This is a genomic window from Streptomyces sp. NPDC041784 (assembly GCF_055591025.1).
This window is the reverse complement of the sequence record NZ_JBVJAB010000049.1, coordinates 1-25,092: the sequence shown is the minus strand read 5'-3', so window position 1 is coordinate 25,092 and position 25,092 is coordinate 1. Positions and strand designations below refer to the sequence as shown.

Here is a 25,092-nt window from a genome sequence, read left to right as displayed (position 1 = left end):
GCTCACGGCACGTGCCGGCGCGCCCGCAGGGCCAGGCTCAACGCCAGGACGGTCTGCGGGTCGTCGAGGTCCGTGCCCAGCAACTCCCCGATGCGGGCCAGCCGGTTGTAGAGCGTCTGCCGGTTGAGGTGCAGCTCGCGGGCCGTCTCCGCCTTGCGGCCCGCATGCGCCAGATAGGTCTCCAGGGTGGGCAGCAGCGGCGGCTTGGAGCGGACGTCGTGGTCGCGGACCGGGCCGATCGCACGGTCCACGAACGCCGCGAGGTCGGGATGGTCGCGCAGCCGCCACAGCAGCAGGTCGATGTCGAGCCGGCGGGCGTCGTACCAGGGGCGGTCCGTCAGGCCCTGGGCGGCGGTCGCCGTCTCCGCCGCGTGCCGCAGGCCCGCCGAGGCCGCCGCCCAGCCGCCCGCGACCCCGACCACCACCACCGGCGGCGGGGCGCCCGGCCGCTGCATCCCGGCCCGCTCCACCCCGGCCCGCAGCGCCGCCGCGACCCGGTCGGCCACCGCCGAGCGCTCCGACTCCGAGCGCAGGCCGAGCAGCAGCGGCACCCGGCCCTCCACCGGCCGCACACCGAGCAGCACCGGCACGCCCACCGACGCCAGTTCCTCCGCGACCGCCCGCGCCAGCACCGCCCAGCCTCCGCCGGGCGAGAGCGTGTCGCCGAGCCGCATCACGACCGGCAGCAGCGGGCCGGTGCCCGGCTTGAAACCGAGGACGCGCGCCTGCGCCGGGGCGTCGTCCGGCGCGATCCGGCCCTCGGCGAGGTCCGTGAGGAAGTCGCCCCGGCCGCGCGCCGCCAGCTCCTCCTCCTGGCGGGCCTGCATCAGCACCACGGCCAGGATCCCGGCGGCCCGCTCGGCGGCGATCCGGTGCACGGGTGCGAGCGGGGCGCGCACGGGCAGCAGCACGAGCCGGGCCCGTACCGAACCCGCCCCCGGTCCGCCGCCGGGCACGTCCACCAGCACCGAACCGGCGGGCGGCGGCGCGTCCTTGTGCGGGCCGCGCATCCCCTCCCACACCTGGAGCGGATCCGCCCCCTCCGGGCCCTCACCGGCGGCGTACAGCAGTTGGCCGTCCGTCGTCTCAAGGAACACCGGGTTGCCGCTGAAGTCAGCCAGGATGCCCAGCACCTGTGGGATCCCGCCGCCGCCCAGCAGCGCCTCCGTGCAGCGGCGGTGCACCTCCTCCGCCCGCTGGAGCAGGGCGTAGTGGCCGTTGACGATCTCGGTGTGGATCTCCTCCGTCACCGCCACGAACGGCACCTCGCGGTGCAGTTGGACCAGCGGCAGCCCGGACGACCGTGCCGTCTCCACCAGGGCCGCGGGCAGCCGGGTGAAGCGCGGGCCCAGCTCGATCACCAGCGCCGCGATGCCCCGCTCGGCCAGCGTGCGGACGAACGCCCGCTGTTCGGCCGGACGGGTGCCCAGGCCGTAGCCGGTGGTCAGCAGCAGCTCGCCGCCCTTGAGCAGCGAGGCGATGTTCGGGACCTCGCCCGCGTGCACCCAGCGCACGGTCCGCCCCAGCCGGTCGCCGCCCGCGAGGATCTCGGGGAGCCCGCTGCGCAGGCCGGGCAGCTCCAGGGCGCGCCGGACGGTGATGCCGGCGCCCTGGCTGTCGAGTCGGTGGTCCGTGCGGCTGTCCATGCAGCGGACGCTACCCGCGCGGACGTTCCGGCAGCATCTTCGGGGACCCGTCGATGCCGGCGGGCGATCTGGTGGGGGAGCGGACGCCGAGGATGCTCAGGCCGGCCTGATGTTGTGGTTGAAGCGGAAGACGTTGTCGGGGTCGTACTCCCGCTTCACCTGGGCGAGCCGCCGGGCGTTCTCGGGGCCCACTCCGGCCACGACCCGGTCGGCGCCCTCGTCGCCGATGAAGTTGAGGTAGACCGCACCCGTGCTCCACGGCTGCGCGTCGGCGCGGACGTCCCGGACCCACTGGACGCAGCGCTCGTCGTCGGCCGGGTCCTCCCAGAGCCCGAAGGGGTGCACACCCCACGGCGCGTCCCGGTACGGCACCGGGTACTCGTGCGGTCCGGCGGCGATCGCCCCGCCCTGCGGGAACAGCGCGTGCAGGGTGCCCGTCGGCACGGGCATGGCCTCGCCGCGGGCGCAGAAGGCCTCCACGTAGTCGTCGGGCGCGCCCGTGAGGTACTCCGCCGACCAGTAGTTCCGCATCCCCGGCGGGTCGTCGAGCATGCACTGCACGTCCGCGTACGGCATCGCGCCGACGACCTCGCCCTCGTGCGGCAGCGCCAGCAGCGGTTCGGCCACCTTGCGCAGGTCCGTCTCGGATCCGGCGTACGTCAGCAGCACCCCGCACAGCAGGGAGCCGACCAGGTGCGGCGGGACGAACTCCTCGGGCGGGCCGGTCAGGTAGAGCACGGCGCCGCTCGCCTCGTCCGGGGCGTTCGCGATCAGGTCGCGGTAGGTGCGGGTGGCCTCCCGGCCGAACTCCGGGAGGTACAGCAGCAGGGCGATGGAGAACTCGGGCAGCTCGTACAGCTTCAGGGTGAGGGAAGTGGCGATGCCGAAGTTTCCGCCGCCGCCGTGCAGGGCCCAGAACAGGTCGGTGTTGTCGTCCGCGCTGGCGTGCACCTGGCGGCCGTCAGCGGTGACCAGCTCCACGCCGAGCAGGTTGTCGACCGCCAGCCCACAGCTGCGGTCCAGCCAGCCGGTGCCGCCGCCGAGGACGAAACCGCCGACCCCGGTGGTGGAGGCCCGCCCGCCGGTCGTGGCGAGGGCGTACGGCTCGCAGGCGCGGTCCAGGTCGCTCATCGTGGCGCCGCCGGCGATCCGTACCGCCTCGGCCGCCGGGTCGACGGTGACCGCGCGCATGTGCCGCAGATCGACCACCACGGCCCCGTCGCCCAGCGCGCTGCCGGCCACGCTGTGCCCGCCGCCGCGCACCGCGATGGGCAGGTCCAGATCACGGGCGAACCGCACCGACCGTACGACGTCGGCCTCGTCCACACACTGGGCGATCACCGACGGACGCCGGTCGATCATCGCGTTGAAGACGGTCCGGGCGTCGTCGTAGCCCGGATCTCCCGGGGCGAACACGTCGCCGACCAGGTCCTCGCGCAGCGCGGTGAGGGCCGCGCCCGCCTTCGATGGGGAGGCCATGAGGCGCCCCCTTCCGTGCAGGGGCTGTTGGCTCCAGGGTAGGCGGGCGGGGTCCGGCGGTCCTGTTCGACCGCCGGACGTCACCGGGCCGTAGGACCCCGGCCGGGGAGGTCAGCCGCCGTACGCGCCCGACGCGGTCAGGCGCAGGGCCGTGTCGATCAGCGGGACGTGGCTGAAGGCCTGCGGGAAGTTGCCGACCTGGCGCTGCAGGCGTGGGTCCCACTCCTCGGCGAGCAGACCGAGGTCGTTGCGCAGGGAGAGCAGCTTCTCGAAGAGCCGGCGGGCCTCGTCGACCCGGCCGATCATCGCGAGGTCGTCCGCCATCCAGAACGAGCAGGCCAGGAAGGCGCCCTCGTCGCCGGGGAGGCCGTCCACGCCCTCGTGGTCGCCCTGCGTCGGGTAGCGCAGGATGAAGCCGTCCGGGGTGGACAGCTCGCGCTGGATCGCCTCGATGGTGCCGATCACCCGCTTGTCGTCCGGCGGCAGGAAGCCCATCTGCGGGATGAGCAGCAGGGACGCGTCCAGCTCCCGGGAGCCGTAGGACTGGGTGAAGGTGTTGCGCTCTTTGTCGTAGCCCTTCTCGCAGACGTCCCGGTGGATGTCGTCGCGCAGCGTGCGCCACTTCTCCAGCGGGCCGTCCGCGTCCCCGGACTCGATCAGCTTGATCGTGCGGTCCACCGCGACCCAGGCCATGACCTTGGAGTGCACGAAGTGGCGGCGCGGGCCGCGCACCTCCCAGATGCCCTCGTCCGGCTCGTCCCAGTGGTCCTCCAGGTAGCGGATCAGCTTCAGCTGGAGGAGGGACGCGTAGTCGTTGCGGGCGAGGCCGGTCATGTGGCCCAGGTGGAGGGCCTCGGTGACCTCGCCGTAGACGTCCAGCTGGAGCTGGTGCGCGGCGCCGTTGCCCACCCGGACCGGGGCGGAGTTCTCGTAGCCGGGCAGCCAGTCCAGTTCGGCCTCGCCGAGCTCGCGCTCGCCGGCGATGCCGTACATGATCTGGAGGTTCTCGGGGTCGCCGGCGACCGCGCGCAGCAGCCACTCGCGCCAGGCGCGGGCCTCCTCGCGGTAGCCGGTGCGCAGCAGGGAGGAGAGGGTGATCGCCGCGTCCCGCAGCCAGGTGTAGCGGTAGTCCCAGTTGCGGACGCCGCCGATGTCCTCGGGGAGCGAGGTGGTGGGCGCGGCGACGATGCCGCCGGTGGGGGCGTACGTCAGGGCCTTGAGCGTGATCAACGAGCGGATCACGGCCTCACGGTAGGGGCCGTGGTACGTACAGTGCTCGACCCACTCGCGCCAGAACTCCTCCGTCGCCTCCAGCGACTGCTCCGGCTCCGGCAGCGCCGGCGGTTCCTTGTGCGAGGGCTGCCAGGAGATCGTGAAGGCGATCCGGTCGCCCGGGGCGACGGTGAAGTCCGCGTAGGTGGTCAGCGACTTTCCGTAGGTCTCGGCGGTGGTGTCGAACCACACCGAGTCCGGGCCCGCGACGGCGACCGTGCGGCCGTCGTGCTTGTGCACCCAGGGGACCACCCGGCCGTAGGAGAAGCGCATGCGCAGGGTGGAGCGCATGGGGACGCGGCCCGTGACGCCCTCGACGATGCGGATCAGCTGGGGCGCGCCGTCGCGAGGGGGCATGAAGTCGGTGACCCGGACCGTGCCGCGCGGGGTGTCCCACTCGGACTCCAGGATCAGCGAGTCGCCCCGGTAGGTGCGCCGGGCCGCGCGCGGTGGCTGCGTGTCGGACGCGTGCGCCGGGCCCAGCCGCCAGAAGCCGTGTTCCTCGGTGCCGAGCAGACCGGCGAAGATCGCGTGCGAGTCGAAGCGGGGCAGGCACAGCCAGTCCACTGTCCCGTCACGGCAGACCAGGGCAGCGGTCTGCATGTCTCCGATGAGTGCGTAGTCTTCGATGCGCCCGGCCACGTGCAACTCCAGTCGAACGGCCACGTTACCCCCATGCGGAACGGGGGCTGTCGCTAGTGCGGTCAAGGGGTCGTTGTAATGCGTCGTTGAGCGATGAAGCAAAGCAGCCGCTCAGCCGTATGGGCAAAACGCCAATTCTTTGCTCAACGAACTGACGAGCTCTCGTTGTTCCGGTGGATACGGACGGGGGTGGTGCCGTGTTCGGCCGGCGGGCTCGGCAGCGAGTGTCCGAGCAGGATACGACGCACGTAGATGATCTGCGTGCTGCTCCGGGCAACGTGGGTGGGCCGAACGGGTGAGCAATGGGTGAGAGCCTGGTGGGCACTGGTGCGCGTGTGCCCAGTGGGGTCGCGTCCATGCCCGTCCGACCTGTTTTCGGCCAGCCCTGACGTCCGGAACGCGTACGTGCCGTGTCGGTGTGCGCACGGAGCGTGGGCGGAAGCCATCTCTCCGAGGCGCTGATACCCTGGTAGCCCGTGGACCGGAGGGCTCGAAACCCCCGAACCGCAGCGACGGCACCCCCGGAAACCTCCGGCCGCAGTGCCGTACCGCATCCCCAGACCGCGACCACGGGAGCCCCCTCTTGGCCATGCCGCCGGCTGCTTTTCGACGCAGCACCGCTACGACGACCAAGCACATCTTCGTCACCGGGGGTGTCGCCTCCTCGCTCGGCAAGGGGCTGACCGCCTCCAGCCTCGGCATGCTGCTCAAGGCGCGGGGCCTGCGCGTCGTGATGCAGAAGCTCGACCCTTACCTGAACGTCGACCCGGGCACGATGAACCCCTTCCAGCACGGTGAGGTGTTCGTCACCAACGACGGCGCCGAGACCGACCTGGACATCGGCCACTACGAGCGTTTCCTCGACCGCGACCTCGACGGCTCGGCCAACGTCACCACCGGCCAGGTCTACTCGACGGTGATCGCCAAGGAGCGGCGCGGCGAGTACCTGGGCGACACCGTGCAGGTCATCCCGCACATCACCAACGAGATCAAGCACCGCATCCGCCGCATGGCGACGGACGAGGTGGACGTCGTGATCACGGAGGTCGGCGGCACGGTCGGCGACATCGAGTCGCTGCCGTTCCTGGAGACCGTCCGCCAGGTCCGCCACGAGGTCGGCCGGGACAACGTCTTCGTCGTGCACATCTCCCTGCTGCCGTACATCGGCCCGTCGGGCGAGCTGAAGACCAAGCCGACCCAGCACTCGGTGGCCGCGCTGCGCAACATCGGTATCCAGCCGGACGCGATCGTGCTGCGCTGCGACCGCGAGGTGCCGACCGCGATCAAGCGGAAGATCTCGCTGATGTGCGACGTCGACGAGGCCGCCGTGGTGGCCTGCCCCGACGCCCGCTCGATCTACGACATCCCCAAGACCGTGCACGGCGAGGGCCTGGACGCCTATGTCGTCCGCAAGCTGGACCTGCCGTTCCGCGACGTGGACTGGACGACCTGGGACGACCTGCTCGACCGCGTCCACAAGCCCGACCACGAGATCACCCTGGCCCTGGTCGGCAAGTACATCGACCTGCCCGACGCCTACCTCTCGGTCACCGAGGCGCTGCGCGCCGGCGGGTTCGCCAACCGGGCCCGCGTGAAGATCAAGTGGGTCACCTCGGACGACTGCAAGACCCCGGCCGGTGCCGCGGCGCAGCTCGCCGACGTCGACGGCATCTGCATCCCGGGCGGCTTCGGCGACCGCGGTGTGCTCGGCAAGGTCGGCGCGATCCGCTACGCCCGCGAGAACCGGATCCCGCTGCTGGGCCTGTGCCTGGGCCTGCAGTGCATCGTGATCGAGGCGGCCCGCAACCTCGCCGGCATCACGGACGCGAACTCCACCGAGTTCGACGCGGCCACCAGCCACCCGGTCATCTCCACCATGGCCGAGCAGCTCGACATCGTCGCCGGCGAGGGCGACATGGGCGGCACCATGCGCCTGGGCATGTACCCGGCGAAGCTGGCCGAGGGCTCCATCGTGCGCGAGGTCTACGACGGCAAGGAGTACGTCGAGGAGCGCCACCGGCACCGCTACGAGGTGAACAACACCTACCGCGCGGAGCTGGAGAAGAAGGCCGGCATCCTGTTCTCCGGCACCTCCCCGGACGGCAAGCTCGTCGAGTACGTCGAGTACCCGCGCGACGTCCACCCCTACCTGGTCGCCACCCAGGCCCACCCCGAGCTGCGCTCGCGGCCGACCCGTCCGCACCCGCTCTTCGCCGGCCTCGTGAAGGCGGCTGTCGAGCGGAAGAATTCGAAGTAACACACCAGTTGTACGGTGGCCGGGGTGCATACCTTCAAAGGTGGGCACCCCGGTTTTTTTCTGCCGGTCCGCTACCGGTCTTCCGCCGGTCTTCGGTGAGCACGTGTGGGAAGGGCAAGGCATGACGATCAAGGACACCCCCGAGGCATGGGAGATCCGGTCCACGGAGACCCCCTTCGTGGGCAACAAGACCTCCGTCCGCACGGACGAGGTGGTCATGCCCGGCGGCTCGGTGGTCCGCCGCGACTACCAGGTCCACCCCGGCTCGGTGGCCGTCCTCGCCCTCGACGCCGAGGACCGGGTCCTGCTCATCAAGCAGTACCGCCACCCCGTACGGCAGAGGCTGTGGGAGATCCCGGCCGGGCTGCTCGACGTGCCCGGCGAGAACCCGCTGCACGCCGCCCAGCGCGAGCTGTACGAGGAGGCGCACGTCAAGGCCGAGGACTGGCGGGTCCTGACCGACGTGTACACGACCCCCGGCGGCTGCGACGAGTCCGTACGGATCTTCCTGGCGCGCGGGCTGTCCGAGGCCGACGGGCAGCGCTTCGAGGTCGAGGACGAGGAGGCCGACATGGAGTACGCGCGTGTGCCCGTCGGTGACCTCGTCCGGGCGGTGCTCGCCGGCGATGTGCACAACAACTGCCTGGTCGTCGGCGTCCTGTCGCTGGCCGCCGTGCGCGCCGGGGACGGCGTCGACGCGCTGCGCCCGGCGGAGGCGCCGTGGCCGGCCCGGCCGTTCCAGGCGTGACTTCTTCCTCGGCCCCCGTGGTCGAGGCGTGACCTCGTCCTGGGCGCCCCCGTGTGACACCTCCGGTGTGACGATCGCCTGATCCGATCGGGGGATGTCCCGGCCGTGCCCCGCCGTCCTCCGCCAGGAACGTCGCAGAGCGTGAACTAGGCTCTGGAACGGCCCGATCCGGAGTCCCGGCGGGTCCAGCACGTGCGTGGGACGGGAGAGTGGCCCGTGGCGGATCAGGCAGTGGACACAGGCGGCGTGCAGCTGTCCGGACACGCTGCGACAGAGGGCCATTTCCTGGGCCGTACCCGGGAGTTGAAGGAACTGCGCGCCGACATCGAGCGCGCGGGACTGGACACCATCGCCGGGCGGAAGGTGCCCCGCGCGCGCGTGCTCCTCATCGCCGGCCGGCCCGGCTCCGGGCGCACCGCGCTCGCCGAGGAACTGGTCCGGCAGGTCGCCGAGCGTTACCGCGACGGCGTCCTGCGCGCCCGCCTCGCCGAGCCCGACGGCACCCCCGTCCCCGTCGAACGCGCCGCCCGCGAACTGCTCGCCGCCCTCGGCGTGCCGGCCCCGGCCGGCGCCGACGCGGACGACCTCTCGGCCACCCTGCGCGAGGCCCTCGCCGACCGGCGCGTCCTGCTCCTGCTGGACGACGCGGCCGGCGCCGAGCAGGTCGACGCGCTGCTGCCGGACACCCCGGAGTGTCTGCTGGTCGCCGTCTCCGCGGGCCCGCTCACCGGCATCTCGGACGTCCGCCCCTGCACCCTGGGCGGCCTGGACACCAAGTCCGCCCTCGAACTGCTCACCCGCTACACCGGCTCGGTCCGCATCACCGTCGACCCCCGGTCCGCCGAGGCGCTCGTCGAGGCCTGCCAAGGGCAGCCCGCCGCGCTGATCCTGGCCGGCGGCTGGCTCGCCGCCCGGCCCCAGGCTGCCGTCGCCGACCTCGCCAAGCAGCTGCATGCCGAGGGCGACGAGGGCACCCCGCTCAGCCGGATCCTGCGGCTCGTGCACGCCTCGCTGCCCGCCCCCGCCGCCCGGATACTGCGGCTGCTCTCCCTCGCCCCGGCGGGCCTGGTCGATCCCCACACGGCGTCCGCGCTCGCCGGCTGCTCGGTGGGCGCCGCCCACACCACCCTGGACGACCTCGCCGCCCTCGGCCTGCTGCGGGTGGTGGCCTCACCGCTGCCCCAGTACGAGGTCCCCGGCTGTCTGCACCCCCTGCTGCGGGCCGCCGCCGAGACCCAGGAGCGCCCGGCCGAGCTCCAGCTGGCCCGCGCCCGCATGCTGGAGCGGACGGTCCGGCTGCTCCAGTCCTGCCGGGCCATCGCCGAGACCGACAACCCGCAGGCCCGCGAGAAGCTCCAGGGCACCCCCCGCGCCCTGCGCTTCCCCGGCCCCCGTGCGGCCGCCGACTGGCTGCGCATCCGCCGGCCCGCCCTGCTCGCCGCCGCCCGGGCCGCCGTGGCCGACGGGGAGCTGGACACCCTGGCCCGCCGGCTGATGTCCCAGCTGGTCAGGGCGATGGTCGCGCATTTCGGCACCCAGGCCGTGGCGCCCGACCTGTACCGGATCCACCAGCTCGTCCTCGATGTGGCCGAGCGCCGCGACCTGCCCCGGGAGCGGGCCGCGGCCCTGCTGAACCTGGCCGACGTGGACGCCCGGACCGGGCGCACCGCGGAGGCCCTGGCCCGTTACCGGGCGGCGCTGGACGCCGGACGGGAGGCGAACGACCCGTATGCGACCGGCCGCGCGATGGAATCCGTAGGCGGGGCGCATCTGGAGCTCGGGGACTACGAGCGGGCCGCCGACTGGTTCGGCCGGGCCCTCGCCCAGCGGCTGGCCCGTGACGAGCGCGCGGACGCCGCCCGCCTCTACGGCCGGATCGCCACCGCGCACACCTACGCGGGACGCTACGGAGAGGCCCAGCGCAACTGGCGGGCCGCCGCCTCGGGGCACCGCAAGAACGGTGATGTGGCCGCGCACGCGCGGGCGCTGAGCGAGCTGGCCCGGGTCCAGGAGTACGCGGGCCGGCCCGAGGAGTCGCTGCGCACCTGCCAGGAGGCGGTGGAGTGGGCCCGGCGCGCCGAGGATGCCCGGCTCCAGGCGGCGGTGCAGCTCAGGCTGGCCGACACCCTGGAGCACCTGGGCGACCCGACCGCCGCCCGGCTGCACCGCGGCGCGGCCGAGCGCATCCTGGGGGAGGAGCGTCCGGCCGAGAGGCACGATCACGAACCGGATCGCACGTCGGACCAAGAGCCGGACCAGAAGCCGGACCAGGAGCCGGACCAGGGGCCGGATCACGAGCCGGGCCGTGAGCTGGAACGTGCGGGACGTGAGCCGGGGCGCGCCATGGAACGCGAGCCGAAGCGCGACGCCGAGCCGGTCCAGGTGCCCGACGCGGAGCGGCTTCGGAAGCGGGCTCCGGAGGGCGTTCCTGAGCCAGAACAGCTGGAACATGACGCTAACGCCTGCGAAATCCGCAGTACATCCGCTGAAGATTGATGCATTGGAAGGCTAGACAGCGGGAACACCTTCATTAGACTGGCTCTGCCGCACCTTCTCCTGCGGTGTATCCCGGTGTGCCCGCTACATCCGGGTTTCTCTTGCTGTGCACCACACCCTCTGAGCCAAGGACCGTGATCGACGTGAAGGTCGGCATCCCCCGCGAGGTCAAGAACAACGAGTTCCGGGTGGCCATCACCCCCGCCGGTGTGCACGAGCTGGTGCGCCACGGCCACCAGGTCCTCGTCGAACGCAACGCCGGTGTCGGCTCGTCCATCACGGACGAGGAGTACGTGGCCGCCGGTGCCCGGATCCTGGAGACGGCCGACGAGGTGTGGGCCGCCGCCGACCTGCTGCTGAAGGTCAAGGAGCCCATCGCCGAGGAGTACCACCGCCTCCGCAAGGACCAGACGCTCTTCACCTACCTGCACCTGGCCGCTTCCAAGGAGTGCACGGACGCCCTCCTGGAGTCCGGCACGACCGCGATCGCCTACGAGACCGTCGAGCTGCCGAGCCGCGCGCTCCCGCTGCTCGCGCCCATGTCCGAGGTCGCGGGCCGGCTCGCCCCGCAGGTCGGCGCCTACCACCTGATGCGCGCCAACGGCGGCCGCGGTGTGCTGCCCGGCGGTGTCCCGGGCGTGCTGGCCGGCCGGGCCGTGGTCATCGGCGGCGGTGTCTCCGGCTGGAACGCGGCGCAGATCGCCATCGGCATGGGCTTCCACGTGACCCTGCTCGACCGGGACATCAACAAGCTCAAGGAGGCGGACAAGGTCTTCGGTACGAAGATCCAGACGGTCGTCTCCAACGCCTTCGAGCTGGAGAAGGCCTGCCTGGAGGCCGACCTCGTCATCGGCGCCGTGCTGATCCCGGGTGCCAAGGCCCCGAAGCTGGTCACCAACGAGCTGGTGTCCCGGATGAAGCCGGGAAGTGTCCTTGTCGACATCGCGATCGACCAGGGCGGATGCTTCGAGGACTCCCGTCCGACCACCCACGCCGAGCCGACCTTCCAGGTCCACAACTCGGTCTTCTACTGCGTCGCCAACATGCCGGGCGCGGTGCCCAACACCTCGACGTACGCGCTGACCAACGCCACGCTGCCGTACATCGTCGAACTCGCGAACAAGGGCTGGGTCGAGGCGCTGCGCCGGGACGCCGCGCTGGCCAAGGGTCTCAACACCCATGACGGCAAGGTCGTTTACCGCGAGGTCGCCGAGGCGCACGGTCTGGAGCACGTCGAGCTGAACTCGCTCCTCGACTGACCCTCCCGGCTAAGTCACCTTTTCGTAAAGGCGATACGTCAACTCGACGCGTCAATCGCGCACGACCGGCCGGACCTTGCCCCACAAGGTCCGGCCGGATGTGTGTATGGTCACTTTGCGGCACTCGGTCAACTCGCCTCGAACGTAACCCTTGGACCGATTCGCACACCGGTGAAACCTGCCGTGCGACGGCCGTACGCCCTTGACAGCGGGATGTTTCATTGCCGACACATCGGGCCGGGTCCGGCGGATTGTGTTGCTGCGGACGCCCGACACGCCATAGAGTCGCCAACCGTCGGCATGGTGCCACGCTGACCTTGTCTAGAAGTTTCCTGGTCACCAAGGAGGTAAGACGACTTGTGAATGAGTCGACATTTGCTCCCGGGGGTGGTCAACCAGGAATGCGTACGCGGGGCCCGGGTTCCGCGGGGCTCGAGGCTGTCGGCTCCGTCGCTGTCCGAACCTTCGCAGCCCACCAGAGCCAGACCAGCCCCCACATGGCTCTGTCAGCACACCAGAGCATGGACGGTCATCACGTGAACGCCATGGCCGGCGACGGAAGTGGCGCGCCCCACAACCATTTCGCCGACTACGACGAACTGCCCGAAGGGCACTTCTACGATCCCGACGCCGAGTACGAGCCCGATCCGGAGTACGCGGCCACGCTCGCGCCCGACGCGGCACGGCAGCGCCGTGAGCGCATCGGTCCGACCGGGCGCCCGCTGCCGTACTTCCCGATCCCGGGACCGCTCACCAATCACGGTCCCGCGACGATCATCGCGATGTGCAACCAGAAGGGCGGCGTCGGCAAGACCACGTCGACCATCAACCTGGGTGCCGCGCTCGCGGAGTACGGACGCCGGGTGCTGCTCGTGGACTTCGACCCGCAGGGCGCGCTGTCGGTCGGCCTCGGTGTCAATCCGATGGAGCTGGACCTCACGGTCTACAACCTGCTCATGGAGCGGGGCATGTCGGCCGACGAGGTGCTCCTGAAGACGGCGGTCCCCAACATGGACCTGCTGCCGAGCAACATCGACCTGTCGGCCGCCGAGGTCCAGCTGGTCTCCGAGGTCGCGCGCGAGTCGACCCTCCAGCGGGCGCTGAAGCCGCTGATGGACGACTACGACTACATCGTCATCGACTGCCAGCCCTCGCTCGGTCTGCTGACCGTGAACGCGCTGACGGCCGCGCACAAGGTGATCGTGCCGCTGGAGTGCGAGTTCTTCGCGCTGCGCGGTGTGGCGCTGCTGACCGAGACGATCGAGAAGGTCCAGGAGCGGCTCAACCCCGAGCTGGAGCTGGACGGCATCCTCGCCACGATGTACGACTCCCGCACGGTGCACAGCCGTGAGGTGCTCGCGCGCGTGGTCGAGGCGTTCGACGATCACGTCTACCACACGGTCATCGGGCGTACCGTCCGCTTCCCGGAGACCACGGTCGCCGGTGAGCCGATCACCACGTACGCCTCCAACTCCGTCGGTGCCGCCGCCTATCGCCAGCTCGCCAGGGAGGTGCTCGCCCGGTGTCACGCCGAGTGAGTCTGCCGGGGGCCGACGAACTCTTCCGTACGACAGGGGGAATGGCGCTTCAGTCGTCCGCACCCCGGCGCCAGCCAGGCGGCGAGGCCCGGGTGCCGGCGCCGGCGGGCGAGAGCGACGGGGTGGCCGCCGCCTCGGGCGAGGACGCGCCGCAGGCCGTGCCCGCCCAGGGCGGGGACGGCGAGGGCGCGGAGCATGTGGCGGCCGACCCGGAGCAGAACGACGCCGAGTCCCGCAGCCGGGGCACGGAGCGGTCCCCGCGTCGGCAGGGGACACCGGCGCAGGAAGGTTCTGCCGCGGGTGCTGGTGCCTCCGACGACGGGCAGTCGCGCAAGCGGGGGCGGGCGGCGGCCCGTCGACCCAGTGGGCGGGAGCGCCACGACGAGAAGATCACCGTGTATGTGTCTGCCGAGGAGCTGATGGACCTGGAGCACGCCCGGCTGGTGCTCCGTGGGGAGCACGGGCTGGCCGTGGACCGGGGCCGGATCGTGCGCGAGGCGGTCGCCGTGGTGCTGGCCGATCTGGAGACCCGCGGGGATGCGAGCATCCTCGTACGACGGCTGCGCGGGCGGTAGCGGTAGCCTGCGAGGGCTATGACCTCGAACGACGTCCCCGTCCCCGGCTCCGGTGCGACCGGCGGCCGTCGGCGTGCGCTGGGGCGGGGACCGGGCGCTCCGCGGCTGGAGCCGCCGGACGCCCCGGATGCACTGGATGTGCCGGACACGCCGGAGGTGCCGGACACGCCTGTGGAGGCGCCGGTTCCCCAGGAGGTTCCGGTTACACCGCGCCCCGAGGGGCCGCCGGAAGTCCCCGACGGTGTCTTCAAGGTCCGGCTGGCCAACTTCGAGGGGCCCTTCGACCTGCTGCTCCAGCTGATCTCCAAGCACAAGCTGGACGTCACCGAGGTCGCGCTGTCGAAGGTGACCGACGAGTTCATGGCCCACATCAGGGCGATGGGGCCGGACTGGGACCTGGACCAGACGACCGAGTTCCTCGTCGTCGCCGCCACGCTGCTCGATCTGAAGGCGGCCCGGCTGCTGCCCGCCGCCGAGGTCGAGGACGAGGCGGACCTCGCGCTGCTGGAAGCACGGGACCTGCTCTTCGCCCGGCTGCTCCAGTACCGCGCGTACAAACAGGTCGCCGACATCTTCACGCACCGGCTCGACGTGGAGGCCCGGCGCTACCCCCGTACCGTCGGCCTCGAACCGCACCACGCCGAGCTGCTGCCCGACGTGGTCATCAGCATCGGCGCGGAAGGGTTCGCCAGGCTGGCGGTCAAGGCGATGCAGCCCCGGCCCAAGCCGCAGGTGTACGTCGACCACATCCACGCGCCGCTGGTGAGCGTGCAGGAGCAGGCGGGGATCGTGGTCGCGCGGCTGCGGGAACTGGGGGAGGCCAGCTTCCGGGTGCTGGTGGAGGACACCGACGACACCCTCACCGTCGTCGCCCGGTTCCTGGCGCTGCTGGAGCTGTACCGGGAGAAGGCCGTGGCCCTGGACCAGGAGACCGCGCTCGGGGAGCTGCTCGTGCGTTGGACCGGCGGGGAGGGCGACGAGACGCCGACGGTCACCGACGAGTTCGACCGGCCGCCCGAGGAGCCCGAGAAGGAGAGGAAGCCGTGACGAGCGAGGAGACCGTCGCCGAACTCGACCTCAAGCCGGCCCTGGAGGCCGTCCTGATGGTCGTGGACGAGCCCGCGACCGAGGAGCATCTCGCGAAGATCCTGGACCGGCCCCGGCGGCGGATCGCGGACGCGCTGCGGGAGCTGGCCGACGAGTACACCGTGCAGGGGCGCGGCTTCGAGCTGCGGTTCGTCGCGGGCGGCTGGCGGTTCTACACCCGGGCCGCGTACGCGCCGGCCGTCGAGCGGTTCGTCCTGGACGGGCAGCAGGCCCGGCTCACCCAGGCCGCCCTGGAGACGCTGGCCGTGGTCGCCTACCGGCAGCCGGTCAGCCGCAGCCGGGTCTCGGCCGTGCGCGGAGTCAACTGCGACGGCGTGATGCGCACCCTCCTCCAGCGCGGTCTCGTGGAGGAGGCGGGCACGGAACCCGAATCAGGTGCGATCCTGTACAGGACGACGAACTACTTCCTGGAGCGGATGGGCCTGCGCGGTCTGGACGAGCTCCCGGAGCTCGCGCCCTTCCTTCCGGAGGCGGAGGCGATCGAGGCCGAGACACAGGAAGGCGTACCGTCGTTCGATCCGGATGCCCCGGACGCGGACGACGGTCCCCCGACGAACACGACGACGACGGAACTTTGATGCGAAGCAGTGGCAGCGGTAGCGGAAGCGGCAAGAGCGGCGGGCGCGGTAACTACCGCGGGGCCGGGAACGGCAGGGACCAGAAGCAGGGCCAGGGCCAGGGTCAGGGCCGTCCCCGCAAGCCCCGCCCCGAGGAGCGCCGCTACGACGTAGGGCCGAGCGGGACCCATGAGGGCCCGAAGTCCGGGCGCGGCGCCTCCGCGCGCGGCGGTGCCAAGGGCGGGCCCAAGCAGGGCCAGGGCACCGGGCGCGGCCGTTCGGTCCCGGCGACCTCCCGCGAGTACGAGGCGCGGGCCGAGGAGCGCAACCGCGAGCGGTACGCGGGCAAGAAGGACGTCAAGCTGCCCAAGACCTTCCCCGGCGCCGAGCAGGAGGGCGAGCGGCTCCAGAAGATCCTCGCGCGCGCCGGCTACGGCTCCCGGCGGGCCTGCGAGGAGCTGATCGAGCAGGCGCGGGTCGAGGTCAACGGCGAGATCGTCCTGGAGCAGGGCAAGCGCGTCGACCCGGAGAAGGACGAGGTCAAGGTCGACGGCCTGACCGTCGCCACGCAGTCGTACCAGTTCTTCTCGCTGAACAAGCCGGCCGGCGTCGTCTCCACGATGGAGGACAACGAGGGCCGGCAGTGCCTCGGCGACTACGTGACCAACCGCGAGACGCGGCTGTTCCACGTCGGGCGGCTGGACACCGAGACCGAGGGCGTCATCCTGCTCACCAACCACGGCGAGCTGGCGCACCGGCTGACCCACCCCAAGTACGGCGTGAAGAAGGTCTACCTCGCGCACATCGTGGGCCCGATCCCGCGCGACCTGGGCAAGCAGCTCAAGAACGGCATCCAGCTGGAGGACGGTTACGCGAAGGCGGACCACTTCCGGGTCGTCGAGCAGACCGGCAAGAACTACCTCGTCGAGGTCACCCTCCACGAGGGCCGCAAGCACATCGTGCGCCGCATGCTCGCCGAGGCCGGCTTCCCGGTCGACAAGCTGGTGCGCGTCGCCTTCGGCCCGATCACCCTGGGCGACCAGAAGTCGGGCTGGCTGCGGCGGCTGTCCAACACGGAGGTCGGGATGCTGATGAAGGAGGTCGACCTCTAGGAGCGTCCCCAGCGGGGCTGTGGCGGCCGGTACCGGGTTTCCCGGTGCTCGGCCGCTTTCCTTTGCGCGCGAGGCGCTCAGGGAGGCGCTGAGGGCTTGTGTCGACGGGGCGGCCCTCTTTATAGTCGTAGCGACCATTAGTCATGTCGACCATAAAGCCGATCACCAGGGGGTGAGGGTGTGCAGGGCTACGACAAGTACGCCTACGAACCCTTCGCCGTCACCGTCGATCTCGCCGTCCTCACGCTGCGCGCGGGCGCGCTGCACGTGCTGCTCGTCGAGCGCGGCCAGGAGCCGTACGCCGGGAGGTGGGCGCTGCCCGGGGGCTTCGTGCTGCCGGAGGAGTCCGCCGAGACGGCCGCCCGGCGCGAACTCGCCGAGGAGACCGGCCTCGCCGACGTCACCGGACTGCACCTGGAGCAGCTGCGCACCTACAGCGAGCCCGGCCGCGACCCCCGGATGCGGGTCGTCTCCGTCGCCTTCGCCGCCCTGCTGCCGCACGCGCCCGAGCCGCACGGCGGCGGCGACGCGGCCCAGGCCCGCTGGCTGCCGTACGACGGTGCCGGACCGCTCGCCTTCGACCACGACCGGATCCTGGCCGACGCCCACGACCGGGTCGGCGCCAAGCTCGAGTACACCTGCCTCGCCACCGCCTTCTGCCCGCCCGAGTTCACCCTCGGGGAGCTCCAGCGGGTCTACGAGACGGTGTGGGGGACCAGCCTCGACCGCCCCAACTTCCGCCGCAAGGTCCTCACCACGCCGGGCTTCGTCGAGCCCGTCCCCGGCGGCGCCGCCCGGCTGACCGGCGGCCGCGGCAAACCGGCCGCCCTCTACCGCGCGGGCACCGCCACCACGCTCCACCCGCCCCTGCTCCGCCCGCCCCCGGAAGGACGTCCCGCATGACCGCCACGACCACCGCCCGGAAGCGCGCCACGGGGTCCCTGCTGGGGCTCGCGCTGGGGGACGCGCTCGGGTTTCCGACCGAGTTCAACGACGTTCCGTCGATCCTCGCCAAGTGCGGGCCCTGGCGGGAGATGGAGCTGCCCAAGCGCGCCTTCGTCTCCGACGACACGCAGATGACGCTCGCCGTGGGGCGGGCCCTGCGCACCGCCATGGACCGGGGGCTGCTCGTGCCCACGCGGCTGGAGCGGCCGCTGCGCGAGGAGTTCGTGGACTGGTACCGGTCGCCGGAGAACAACCGGGCGCCGGGCAGGACCTGTCTGACCGCCTGTGGCCGGCTCGAGGACGAGAAGCGGCTGTGGCAGGACGCCAGCCAGATCGGATCCAAGGGCTGCGGCGCCAACATGCGCGTCGCCCCCGTCGGTCTCGCGCCCGGGCTCAGCGAGGAGCAGCGCGCCGGGGCCGCCCAGCTCCAGTCCGCCCTCACCCACGGGCATCCCACCGCGCTCGCCGCCTCCGACCTCACCGCCCACGCCGTACGGCTGCTCGCGCAGGGCGCCGAACCGTCGGGGCTGGTCGGGCTGCTGCGGTCGTACGCCGAGGCCAGCCGCTCCCGGTACCACCACCGCTGGCTCGGCGACCTGTGGACCCGCAGCCAGGACCCGACCCCGGAGCACTTCATCGCGCGCGGCTGGGACGAGTGCCTGGCGATGCTGGACCGGCTGGCCGAGGCGCTGCGCGCGCCCGCGCCCGAGAGCGACCCGTGCCTGGCCACGGGCGAGGGGTGGATCGCGGAGGAGGCCCTGGCCACCGGGCTGCTGTGCTTCCTGCTCTTCCCCGACGAGCCGGTCACCGCACTGCGCCGGGCCGCCTGCTCCTCCGGCGACTCCGACTCCATCGCCTGTCTGGCCGGCGCCTTCGCGGGCGCCTACGCCGGGGCCGAGGCATGGCCGACGGAGTGGGCGGACCGGATCGAGTACCAGGGCGAGCTGGTGACGCTCGGGGCGCTCTGGGACCAGTGATCACGTCAGCGTGATGGAACCGTCCTGCACGGTGATCTGCTTCGCCGGCAGTGGCCTCGGCGCCGGGCCGCCCGCCACCGAGCCGTCGGTGATCCGGAACTCGCTCTTGTGGCACGGACAGTTGATCGTGCCGTCGGCGACGGTGCCGACCGTGCAGCCCTGGTGGGTGCAGACCGCGGAGAAGGCCTTGAAGTCGTCCTTCGTGGGCTGGGTGACGACGACCTTCTCGTCCGTGAAGATCTTGCCGCCGCCGACGGGGATCTCGGACGTCTTCGCCAACTCCGTACCGCCCGGGGCCTCGCCCGAGTCACCGGGGGACCGCTCGGAGGGCGAGGTGGCCGAGCCGTTGTCGTCGCCGTAGTCGCTGCATCCCGCCACGAGCGCCGCTGTCGCGCCGCCCGTCACGAGGAGAACCGTGCGCCGGGTCGCGGGGAAGGTCATGTCGTCACTCCGAAGGTGCGGAAGAACCAGAGGGCAGAGGTCAGCCAGATGATCGTGAGCACGGTGAAGACGAGTCCGCCGAGGATCGGCAGCAGCCATCCCGGGAGCCGCTCCGAGCGGAGCAGCAGCATTTTGGCACTGAAAGCACCGAAGAAGAAGCAACCCAGGAGGGAGTGCCAGAAAACACGCGTTTCGTATGTTTGATATCCCAGAGCGTACAGACAGTGCACAGCGACCGGCACCGCGAGCAGGAAGGCCGCCCGTCCGGACCACCGGTGCAGCGCCCCCGACCAGCGCGGGCCCGGCAGCCTGCCGTAGAGCATCAGGGCCGAGGCGACCTGGACCAGCGCGAAGAACAGCGCCGCCGTCGCCAGCCACGACTTCACCGCGCCCGTGCTGTCGAACCCGGCGAGATTGAACGACGTGCCGGCCGGGTCGTGGATCCTGCCGTACGCCCCCAGCGCGACCGCCACGGCGGCCCCCGCGAGGGCCGGGACCAGATAGCGGGCCGGGTGCGGGCGGACGGGGTCGGGGCAGGGGAAGCCCTGGGTGGCGGCGTTCGGGTCGACGGTCATGGTGGTGGCTCCCTGGAGAAGGCGGTCAGGGGGTCGCGGGACGGGCCGTGAGCTGCCGTCCGTCGATCGTCACCGCGCCGGTCTCCGGGTCGATCCGGGGCGCGGGGGACGGCTCGCCGCCGTCACGGGTGAGGACGCCGACCTGGGTGCCGTCCTTCAGGACGATCCAGCCGGCGTCGATCGTCGCGGAGCGCACGGTGGCCGTCGTCCGGTACAGCCCCGAGGGCTTCTCGGCGCGCTCCGCGGTGAACGCCTGGTGCCCGCCGGCCACGTCGACCGTGCCGCGGATCAGCTCGTCGTCCTCCAGCGTGCCGTCCAGCTTTGCGCCGTGCTTCCCGGTGAGCCGCAGGGTGCCGCCGTCCTCGACGTCCCCCTTCAGCCACGCCTCCTTCGTCCGGCCGTCGCAGAAGTACGCGATCGCCTTCCCGTCGCGCACGGTGACGGCGATCGCGGCGGAGTCGTCGTCGGTACGGCCGGCGTACTCGGCGTCCGCCGGAGGTGTGGGCGTCGGGCTGGGGGTGGGGCTGGCGCTGGGCGTGGGGGAAGCGGCGCTTCGGGTGGCTGCCGGGCTCGGCGCCGGCTCGGAGGAGGACGAGGCGTTCTTCGTCCCCGCCGTCACGTTGAGGGCCAGCAGGAACAGGCCGAGCACCAGTCCCGCGAGAAGGGTGAGCAGGGGCCCTGGACGCTTCATGTCGGTCCTTCCCCGAAACGGGTGTCCTGCCGTCAACCTCACATGAGAGCGCAGGCCGCAACCGGCGTAAAGGGCGTATGGGGGTGTTCCCGTCTCAGCGGGCGGTCGGCGCGCACCCGGTCCGGCGCGGGCTGACTAGGCTGGATGCGCCAAGAGCCGTACATCGGCATCAGCACATCAGCAAGGAGCAGCGCCGTGGCGGTACGAGCGGTCAGGGGAGCCGTCCAACTCGAACGCGACGAGGCCGGGCACATGGACGAACAGGTCGGGGCGCTGCTCACCGCCCTCCTGGAGCGCAACTCCCTCGGCGTCGACGACCTGATCAGCATCTGGTTCACGGCCACGCCCGATCTGCACAGCGACTTCCCGGCGGCCGCCGCCCGCAAGCTGGGGATCGTCGACGTGCCGCTGATCTGCGCGCAGGAACTCGACATCGAGGGCGCCATGCCGCGCGTCGTGCGGATCCTCGCGCACATCGAGTCCGACCGGCCCCGCGCCGAGATCAGCCATGTCTACCTCGGCGCCGCCGCCGCCCTGCGCAAGGACATCGCCCAGTGAGAACCGCGCTCGTCATCGGAACCGGGCTCATCGGTACGTCCGTCGCCCTGGCCCTGGCCCAGCGGGGTGTCGTCGTCCACCTGGAGGACCACGACCCCGAGCAGGCCCGTACGGCCGCCGCGCTGGGCGCCGGCACGGACGAGGCGCCCGAGGGGCCCGTCGACCTCGCGGTCGTCGCCGCACCGCCCGCCCATGTGGCCGCCGTGCTCGCCGACGCCATGCGGCGCGGCGTGGCCCGCGGCTACCTCGACGTGGCCAGCGTCAAGGGCGGGCCGCGCCGTGAGCTGGAGGCGCTCGGCCTCGACCTGGCGGCGTACCTCGGCACGCATCCCATGTCCGGCCGGGAGAAGTCCGGCCCGCTGGCCGCGACCGGCGACCTCTTCGAGGGCCGCCCCTGGGTGCTGACCCCGACCCGGGACACCGACACCGAGGTCCTGAACCTCGCCCTGGAACTGGTCTCGCACTGCCGGGCCGTGCCGGTCGTGATGGACGCCGACGCCCACGACCGCGCGGTGGCGCTGGTCTCCCACATGCCCCATCTGGTCTCCAGCATGGTCGCCGCGCGCCTGGAGAACGCGGACGAGGCCGCCGTACGGCTGTGCGGGCAGGGCATCCGGGACGTGACCCGGATCGCCGCCTCCGACCCCGGGATGTGGATCGACATCCTCTCCGCGAACCCCGGGCCGGTCGCCGACCTGCTCACCGATGTCGCCGCCGACCTGGACGAGACGGTACGGGCGCTGCGTGCCCTGCAGTCCGCCGACGACGTCAAGCGCCGTGAGGGCGTGGGCGGCATCGAGGACGTGCTGCGCCGGGGGAACGCCGGGCAGGTCCGGGTCCCCGGCAAGCACGGGGCAGCGCCGCGCACGTACGAGGTCGTCGCGGTGCTCATCGACGACCAGCCGGGCCAGCTGGCCCGCATCTTCGCGGACGCCGGGCGGGCGGGCGTCAACATCGAGGACGTCCGCATCGAGCACGCGACGGGGCAGCAGGCGGGTCTGGTGCAGCTGATGGTGGAGCCGAAGTCGGCGCCGGTTCTCTCGGCGGCGCTGCGGGAGCGGGGCTGGGCGATCCGGCAGTAGGCACCCGGCGTCCGTGCGGACCTCGTCCGTGCGGACCTCGCCCGGGTGGCGCAGGCCTCGGCCCTGTGGCGCGGACCTCGGCCGGACGAGTGACCTGTGGCCGGTAACCTTGTGCGGGGCGTGTTCGCGCCCCGCACATCCACCGCCTCGCACCAGGAAGGTGTCCCCCCGTGGAAAACGGCGCCGCCCAGCCCGTGATTGTCGCCATCGACGGCCCCTCCGGCACGGGCAAGTCGAGCACGTCCAAGGCCGTGGCCGCCCAGCTCGGGCTGAGCTACCTGGACACCGGCGCCCAGTACCGGGCGATCACGTGGTGGATGGTGACCAACGGCATCGACATCGAGGACCCCTCGGCGATCGCCGCCGTCGCCGGCAAGCCGGAGATCATCTCCGGCACCGACCCGGCCGAGCCCACGATCATGGTCGACGGCATCGATGTGGCCGGCCCGATCCGCACCCAGGAGGTCACCTCCCAGGTCAGCGCCGTGAGCGCCGTACCCGAGGTGCGGACCCGGATCACCGAGCTCCAGCGGTCGCTGGCCGCCTCCGCCGAGCGGGGCATCGTCGTCGAGGGCCGGGACATCGGCACGACCGTGCTGCCCGACGCCGACCTGAAGATCTTCCTCACCGCCTCCGCCGAGGCCCGCGCCGCCCGCCGCAGCGGCGAGCTGAAGGGCGCGGACGTGCAGGCCACCCGCGAGGCGCTGATCAAGCGGGACGCGGCCGACTCCTCCCGCAAGACCTCCCCCCTCGCCAAGGCGGACGACGCCGTCGAGGTCGACACCACCGCGCTCACGCTGGCCCAGGTCATCGAGTGCGTCGTCACCCTCGTCGAGGAGAAGCGGGCCGCGAAGTGAGCGATTTGCCCTCCATGAAGGGGGCCGAGGTCGGGCGGCGCATCGGCGTCGGTCTGATGTACGGGCTGTGGAAGCCGCGTGTGCTGGGCTCCTGGCGGGTGCCCGCCACCGGTCCGGTGATCTTCGCCGTCAACCACTCGCACAACATCGACGGCCCGATGGTCATCGGCGTGGCGCCCCGGGCGTCGCACTTCCTGGTCAAGAAAGAGGCGTTCGTCGGCCTGCTCGGCCCGTTCATGACCCGTGTCGGCCAGATCAAGGTCGACCGGGACACCACGGACCGCACGGCGATCACCCGCGCGCTCGGCGTGCTGGAGAACGGCGGCGTCCTCGGTATCTTCCCGGAGGGCACCCGTGGCGAGGGCGACTTCGCCGCCCTGCGCGCCGGACTCGCCTACTTCGCCGTACGCAGCGGCGCGCCGATCGTCCCCGTCGCCGTCCTGGGAAGTTCCGAGCGGCGCGGACGGTTGATAAAGGGGCTGCCTCCGCTGCGCTCCCGTGTCGACGTCGTCTTCGGCGACCCCTTCGACGCGGGCGACGGCAGCGGCCGGCGGACCCGCAAGGCACTGGACGAGGCGACCGAGCGCATCCAGAAGCAGCTGGCCGCCCACCTGGAAAACGCCAGGCGCCTGACCGGCCGCCAGGCGACACTGACTGAGTAGTGGATCAACCCGGGGAAAACGGGCATCCACCGATCACCACGATGAACGAGGTACGGACTTCATGAACGACGACATCCACTCCGAGGGCTCGATCGAGCACGACCACGGAGCGCTTGGCGACGCCGAGTACGCGCAGTTCATGGAGCTCGCCGCGGAAGAGGGCTTCGACCTCGAGGACGTCGAGGGCGCCATCGAGGAGGCCGGCCACGGCCCGCTTCCGGTGCTCGCCGTCGTCGGCCGGCCGAACGTCGGCAAGTCGACGCTGGTCAACCGGATCATCGGCCGCCGCGAGGCGGTCGTCGAGGACAAGCCCGGCGTCACCCGCGACCGCGTCACCTACGAGGCCGAGTGGGCAGGCCGCCGCTTCAAGGTCGTCGACACCGGCGGCTGGGAGCAGGACGTCCTCGGCATCGACGCCTCCGTGGCCGCCCAGGCCGAGTACGCGATCGAGGCCGCCGACGCCGTCGTCTTCGTCGTCGACGCCAAGGTCGGCGCCACCGACACCGACGAGGCGGTCGTACGGCTGCTGCGCAAGGCCGGCAAGCCCGTGGTGCTGGCCGCCAACAAGGTCGACGGCCAGAGCGGTGAGGCCGACGCGGCCTATCTGTGGTCCCTGGGCCTCGGCGAGCCGCACCCGGTGTCCGCGCTGCACGGCCGCGGCACCGGCGACATGCTGGACGCCGTCCTGGAGGTGCTGCCGGACGCCCCCGCGCAGACCTTCGGCACGGCGGTCGGCGGTCCGCGCCGGATCGCCCTCATCGGCCGCCCGAACGTCGGCAAGTCCTCGCTGCTGAACAAGGTGGCGGGCGAGGAGCGGGTCGTCGTCAACGAGATGGCCGGCACCACCCGCGACCCGGTCGACGAGCTGATCGAACTCGGCGGTGTCACCTGGAAGTTCGTCGACACGGCCGGTATCCGCAAGCGGGTCCACCTCCAGCAGGGCGCCGACTACTACGCCTCGCTGCGCACCGCGGCGGCCGTCGAGAAGGCCGAGGTGGCGGTCATCCTGATCGACGCCTCCGAGTCCATCTCGGTGCAGGACCAGCGGATCGTCACCATGGCCGTCGACGCCGGCCGTGCCCTGGTCATCGCCTACAACAAGTGGGACACCCTCGACGAGGAGCGCCGCTACTACCTGGAGCGGGAGATCGAGACCGAGTTCGGTCAGGTCGCCTGGGCGCCCCGGGTGAACGTCTCGGCGTACACCGGCCGGCACATGGAGAAGCTGGTCCCGGCGATCGAGGCCGCCCTGGCCGGCTGGGAGACCCGGGTCCCGACGGGCCGTCTCAACGCCTTCCTCGGCGAGCTGGTCGCCGCCCACCCGCACCCGATCCGGGGCGGCAAGCAGCCGCGCATCCTCTTCGGCACCCAGGCCGGCACCAAGCCGCCGCGGTTCGTGCTCTTCGCCTCCGGCTTCATCGAGGCGGGCTACCGGCGCTTCATCGAGCGCCGGCTGCGCGAGGAGTTCGGCTTCGACGGCACCCCGATCCACATCTCGGTGCGGGTGCGCGAGAAGCGCGGCAAGAAGAAGTAGCAGTCGGGGGGGGGGGGGGGGGGGGGGGGGGGGGGGGGGGGGGGGGGGGGGGGGGGGGGGGGGGGATGGTCCGGTTTGTCTC

The 25,092-nt window shown here is 72.0% G+C and carries 22 protein-coding genes; 16 read left to right on the top strand and 6 right to left on the bottom strand.

Going from position 1 to position 25,092, the window contains the following annotated elements; translation table 11 throughout:
* Window positions 1-2 precede the first annotated feature (2 nt).
* The 3 genes from ACZ6D7_RS44575 to ACZ6D7_RS44565 all read right to left on the bottom strand — a co-directional run bounded on the left by ACZ6D7_RS44575 (window position 3) and on the right by ACZ6D7_RS44565 (window position 5,039).
* Window positions 3-1,646, bottom strand: coding sequence for a PucR family transcriptional regulator (locus tag ACZ6D7_RS44575; protein WP_469503959.1), 1,644 nt, complete (start codon window positions 1,644-1,646; stop codon window positions 3-5).
* A gap of 96 nt (window positions 1,647-1,742) precedes the next feature.
* Window positions 1,743-3,125 (bottom strand): FAD-binding oxidoreductase, encoded by a 1,383-nt coding sequence (locus ACZ6D7_RS44570; protein ID WP_469503957.1) that lies wholly within the window; start codon window positions 3,123-3,125, stop codon window positions 1,743-1,745.
* A 111-nt stretch (window positions 3,126-3,236) separates the two neighbouring features.
* On the bottom strand, window positions 3,237-5,039 hold the full coding sequence (locus tag ACZ6D7_RS44565; RefSeq protein WP_469503995.1) for a glycoside hydrolase family 15 protein: 1,803 nt from the start codon (window positions 5,037-5,039) through the stop codon (window positions 3,237-3,239).
* A gap of 589 nt (window positions 5,040-5,628) precedes the next feature.
* Between ACZ6D7_RS44565 and ACZ6D7_RS44560 the strand changes: the two genes are divergently transcribed.
* The 11 genes from ACZ6D7_RS44560 to ACZ6D7_RS44510 all read left to right on the top strand — a co-directional run bounded on the left by ACZ6D7_RS44560 (window position 5,629) and on the right by ACZ6D7_RS44510 (window position 18,610).
* Entirely contained in the window at window positions 5,629-7,296 is a 1,668-nt protein-coding gene (locus ACZ6D7_RS44560) for a CTP synthase (protein ID WP_469503992.1), read from the top strand.
* Window positions 7,297-7,417: 121 nt separating this feature from the next.
* Window positions 7,418-8,044 carry an NUDIX domain-containing protein gene (locus ACZ6D7_RS44555; protein WP_469503956.1) on the top strand — a complete coding sequence of 209 codons (627 nt, stop codon included), beginning with the start codon at window positions 7,418-7,420 and terminating at the stop codon, window positions 8,042-8,044.
* A 216-nt stretch (window positions 8,045-8,260) separates the two neighbouring features.
* Entirely contained in the window at window positions 8,261-10,540 is a 2,280-nt protein-coding gene (locus ACZ6D7_RS44550) for a tetratricopeptide repeat protein (protein ID WP_469503953.1), read from the top strand.
* 134 nt (window positions 10,541-10,674) lie between these two features.
* A complete protein-coding gene (gene ald, locus ACZ6D7_RS44545) occupies window positions 10,675-11,799 on the top strand; it encodes an alanine dehydrogenase (protein ID WP_469503951.1) in 1,125 nt (374 codons plus the stop codon).
* 401 nt (window positions 11,800-12,200) lie between these two features.
* Window positions 12,201-13,337 carry a ParA family protein gene (locus ACZ6D7_RS44540; protein WP_469503949.1) on the top strand — a complete coding sequence of 379 codons (1,137 nt, stop codon included), beginning with the start codon at window positions 12,201-12,203 and terminating at the stop codon, window positions 13,335-13,337.
* Window positions 13,322-13,912, top strand: a complete 591-nt coding sequence (locus tag ACZ6D7_RS44535; protein WP_469503948.1) for a hypothetical protein — start codon at window positions 13,322-13,324, stop codon at window positions 13,910-13,912. Before ACZ6D7_RS44540 ends, ACZ6D7_RS44535 begins: the two co-directional genes overlap by 16 nt.
* 18 nt (window positions 13,913-13,930) lie before the next feature.
* Window positions 13,931-14,959 (top strand): segregation and condensation protein A, encoded by a 1,029-nt coding sequence (locus ACZ6D7_RS44530; RefSeq protein ID WP_469503946.1) that lies wholly within the window; start codon window positions 13,931-13,933, stop codon window positions 14,957-14,959.
* A 56-nt stretch (window positions 14,960-15,015) separates the two neighbouring features.
* Window positions 15,016-15,597 carry an SMC-Scp complex subunit ScpB gene (gene scpB / locus ACZ6D7_RS44525; protein ID WP_469503989.1) on the top strand — a complete coding sequence of 194 codons (582 nt, stop codon included), beginning with the start codon at window positions 15,016-15,018 and terminating at the stop codon, window positions 15,595-15,597.
* Window positions 15,597-16,688, top strand: coding sequence for a pseudouridine synthase (locus tag ACZ6D7_RS44520; protein WP_469503943.1), 1,092 nt, complete (start codon window positions 15,597-15,599; stop codon window positions 16,686-16,688). Before scpB ends, ACZ6D7_RS44520 begins: the two co-directional genes overlap by 1 nt.
* 180 nt (window positions 16,689-16,868) lie before the next feature.
* Window positions 16,869-17,591, top strand: coding sequence for an NUDIX hydrolase (locus ACZ6D7_RS44515; protein ID WP_469503940.1), 723 nt, complete (start codon window positions 16,869-16,871; stop codon window positions 17,589-17,591).
* Complete coding sequence (locus ACZ6D7_RS44510; protein ID WP_469503939.1) at window positions 17,588-18,610, top strand: ADP-ribosylglycohydrolase family protein; 1,023 nt, start codon at window positions 17,588-17,590, stop codon at window positions 18,608-18,610. The genes ACZ6D7_RS44515 and ACZ6D7_RS44510 overlap by 4 nt, the downstream gene beginning before the upstream one ends.
* Here ACZ6D7_RS44510 and ACZ6D7_RS44505 read toward each other — a convergent pair whose 3' ends face one another.
* Genes ACZ6D7_RS44505 through ACZ6D7_RS44495 form a run of 3 tightly spaced genes read right to left on the bottom strand, consistent with a single transcriptional unit; the run spans window position 18,611 to window position 20,317 of the window.
* A complete protein-coding gene (locus ACZ6D7_RS44505; RefSeq protein WP_469503936.1) occupies window positions 18,611-19,051 on the bottom strand; it encodes a Rieske (2Fe-2S) protein in 441 nt (146 codons plus the stop codon).
* Complete coding sequence (locus ACZ6D7_RS44500; RefSeq protein WP_469503934.1) at window positions 19,048-19,626, bottom strand: DUF6529 family protein; 579 nt, start codon at window positions 19,624-19,626, stop codon at window positions 19,048-19,050. The genes ACZ6D7_RS44505 and ACZ6D7_RS44500 overlap by 4 nt, the downstream gene beginning before the upstream one ends.
* Before the next feature lie 25 nt (window positions 19,627-19,651).
* A complete protein-coding gene (locus ACZ6D7_RS44495; RefSeq protein ID WP_469503931.1) occupies window positions 19,652-20,317 on the bottom strand; it encodes a hypothetical protein in 666 nt (221 codons plus the stop codon).
* A gap of 195 nt (window positions 20,318-20,512) precedes the next feature.
* Between ACZ6D7_RS44495 and aroH the strand changes: the two genes are divergently transcribed.
* The 5 genes from aroH (at window position 20,513) to der (ending at window position 25,010) form a co-directional block, all read left to right on the top strand.
* Complete coding sequence (gene aroH / locus ACZ6D7_RS44490; RefSeq protein ID WP_469503930.1) at window positions 20,513-20,875, top strand: chorismate mutase; 363 nt, start codon at window positions 20,513-20,515, stop codon at window positions 20,873-20,875.
* The gene (locus ACZ6D7_RS44485; RefSeq protein WP_469503927.1) at window positions 20,872-21,957 is read left to right on the top strand and encodes a prephenate dehydrogenase; all 1,086 of its coding nucleotides are present in this window, start codon (window positions 20,872-20,874) and stop codon (window positions 21,955-21,957) included. Before aroH ends, ACZ6D7_RS44485 begins: the two co-directional genes overlap by 4 nt.
* Before the next feature lie 170 nt (window positions 21,958-22,127).
* Window positions 22,128-22,814, top strand: coding sequence for a (d)CMP kinase (gene cmk / locus ACZ6D7_RS44480; protein ID WP_469503925.1), 687 nt, complete (start codon window positions 22,128-22,130; stop codon window positions 22,812-22,814).
* A gap of 14 nt (window positions 22,815-22,828) precedes the next feature.
* On the top strand, window positions 22,829-23,476 hold the full coding sequence (locus ACZ6D7_RS44475) for a lysophospholipid acyltransferase family protein (protein ID WP_469503986.1): 648 nt from the start codon (window positions 22,829-22,831) through the stop codon (window positions 23,474-23,476).
* Window positions 23,477-23,537: 61 nt separating this feature from the next.
* Window positions 23,538-25,010 (top strand): ribosome biogenesis GTPase Der, encoded by a 1,473-nt coding sequence (der, locus tag ACZ6D7_RS44470; protein WP_469503922.1) that lies wholly within the window; start codon window positions 23,538-23,540, stop codon window positions 25,008-25,010.
* The last annotated feature ends 82 nt before the right edge of the window (window positions 25,011-25,092 follow it).

Bases quoted from the DNA above. Each gene is read 5' to 3' on its own strand.
- ACZ6D7_RS44575 (WP_469503959.1), bottom strand. From the start codon at position 1,646: ATGGACAGCCGCACGGACCACCGACTCGACAGCCAGGGCGCCGGCATC.
- ACZ6D7_RS44570 (WP_469503957.1), bottom strand. From the start codon at position 3,125: ATGGCCTCCCCATCGAAGGCGGGCGCGGCCCTCACCGCGCTGCGCGAG.
- ACZ6D7_RS44560 (WP_469503992.1), top strand. From the start codon at position 5,629: ATGCCGCCGGCTGCTTTTCGACGCAGCACCGCTACGACGACCAAGCAC.
- ACZ6D7_RS44555 (WP_469503956.1), top strand. From the start codon at position 7,418: ATGACGATCAAGGACACCCCCGAGGCATGGGAGATCCGGTCCACGGAG.
- ACZ6D7_RS44540 (WP_469503949.1), top strand. From the start codon at position 12,201: ATGCGTACGCGGGGCCCGGGTTCCGCGGGGCTCGAGGCTGTCGGCTCC.
- ACZ6D7_RS44530 (WP_469503946.1), top strand. From the start codon at position 13,931: ATGACCTCGAACGACGTCCCCGTCCCCGGCTCCGGTGCGACCGGCGGC.
- scpB (WP_469503989.1), top strand. From the start codon at position 15,016: ATGGTCGTGGACGAGCCCGCGACCGAGGAGCATCTCGCGAAGATCCTG.
- ACZ6D7_RS44520 (WP_469503943.1), top strand. From the start codon at position 15,597: ATGCGAAGCAGTGGCAGCGGTAGCGGAAGCGGCAAGAGCGGCGGGCGC.
- ACZ6D7_RS44510 (WP_469503939.1), top strand. From the start codon at position 17,588: ATGACCGCCACGACCACCGCCCGGAAGCGCGCCACGGGGTCCCTGCTG.
- ACZ6D7_RS44505 (WP_469503936.1), bottom strand. From the start codon at position 19,051: ATGACCTTCCCCGCGACCCGGCGCACGGTTCTCCTCGTGACGGGCGGC.
- ACZ6D7_RS44500 (WP_469503934.1), bottom strand. From the start codon at position 19,626: ATGACCGTCGACCCGAACGCCGCCACCCAGGGCTTCCCCTGCCCCGAC.
- ACZ6D7_RS44495 (WP_469503931.1), bottom strand. From the start codon at position 20,317: ATGAAGCGTCCAGGGCCCCTGCTCACCCTTCTCGCGGGACTGGTGCTC.
- ACZ6D7_RS44475 (WP_469503986.1), top strand. From the start codon at position 22,829: ATGAAGGGGGCCGAGGTCGGGCGGCGCATCGGCGTCGGTCTGATGTAC.
- der (WP_469503922.1), top strand. From the start codon at position 23,538: ATGAACGACGACATCCACTCCGAGGGCTCGATCGAGCACGACCACGGA.